This is a genomic window from Curvibacter delicatus NBRC 14919, from assembly GCF_001592265.1.
In the GTDB taxonomy this organism is placed as follows: Bacteria; Pseudomonadota; Gammaproteobacteria; order Burkholderiales; family Burkholderiaceae_C; genus Hylemonella; species Hylemonella delicata.
Map to the genome: position 1 here is coordinate 1 of NZ_BCWP01000090.1, position 1,379 is coordinate 1,379.

Genomic DNA, 1,379 nt, shown 5'->3' on the forward strand with positions numbered 1-1,379 from the left:
AGCGACGCCACACCTGATCGCCAGGCGGTCAGCCCGTCGCCGGAGGAGATGCAGCAGCTGGTGACCCTGTTCCAGGCCGGTGACTACAAGGCCGGAGAGCTGCAGGCGCTGACCTTCACGCAAAGTTATCCCTCCCACGGCTACAGCTGGAAGCTGCTTGGCGCATTTCGCCAAAAGCTGGGCGACCTCAAAGGGGCGCTGCAGGCCAAGGCGCGTGCGGTGGAGCTGCTGCCCGACGACATGGAGGCGCTGTTCAACCTGGGTTTGAGTTACGAGAAGCTCGGTTTCTGGCAAGAGGCCGAGCGCTGCTACAAGCAGCTGCTCCAGCAGGCGCCCGAAGACTTCGAGGTGTTGAACAACCTGGGCAATGTGCTGTGGCGGCAACGCCAGCTGCCGGAGGCGGCATCTTTCTACAAGCGGGCGCTGCAGGTGAAGCCCGGTTTTGCCGAGGCCTATCAGAATCTGGGCTTGCTGTTGGCAGAAGAAGGCAACCTCGTTGAGGAAGAAACGCACTGGCGGCGGGCCCTGCAGGCCTTGCCGGACATGGCGGAAGCTTCCCGGGGGCTGGGCAAGGTGCTCCTCAAGCAGGGGCGTGTTCAGGAGGCCGAAGCGGCCTACCGCAATGCCCTGAAGAACAAGGCCGAGGACCATGATTTCTACTTCCAGCTGGCGCTGGGCATGAGTGAGCTGGGTCGGCCGCAAGAGGCGGCGGACGCATACCGCCAGGCGCTGGCGATCAAGCCGGACCTGATTGAGGCCTTGAACAACCTGTCGCTGGTTTTGCAGGATGCCGGCCACATGGTGGAAGCCGAGCAGCATGTTCGCAAGATGCTGGCGATCGATCCGAAGAACCCGGTGGGTATGAGCACGTTGGCGCGCAGTCTGCAGCTGCAGGGGCAGCAGGCCGAATCCATTCACTGGTATCGCAAGTCGCTCGAGCTCATGCCTCAGCACCGGGGCGAATATGGCAACTACCTGTTTGTGCTCAACTACCACCCCGACCTCAGCGCCGAGGAGATCTACGCTTCGTATGAAGAGTACGACCATCGCTTCGGTGAGCCCTTGCGTGGCTTGTGGCGGGCGCATGACAACGCGCCGAGTGCCGGGCGCCGGTTGCGGGTGGGTTACGTTTCGCCCGACTTCTGCAACCATTCCTGCCGCTTCTTCATGGAGCCCTTGCTGTCGCAGCATGACCGGTCGGTGGTGGAGGTGTTCGCCTATGCGGACCTGGCGCGCGAAGACCAGGTGACGCAGCGCTACAAGAGTTATGTGGACCACTGGGTCGCCACGCGAAGCATGAGTGACGAGGCCTTGGCCGAGCGCATCCGCGCCGATGGCATCGATGTCCTGGTGGACCTCGCCGGCCATACCGCGGGTTG

1 protein-coding gene is annotated in these 1,379 nt (G+C 63.0%); it reads left to right on the forward strand.

Features of this window, described 5'->3' with window-relative positions; all coding sequences use genetic code 11:
• Positions 1 to 1,379, forward strand: a 1,379-nt coding sequence (locus tag CDE01S_RS17925) for a tetratricopeptide repeat protein (RefSeq protein ID WP_157077211.1), incomplete at both ends; no start/stop codon positions are given.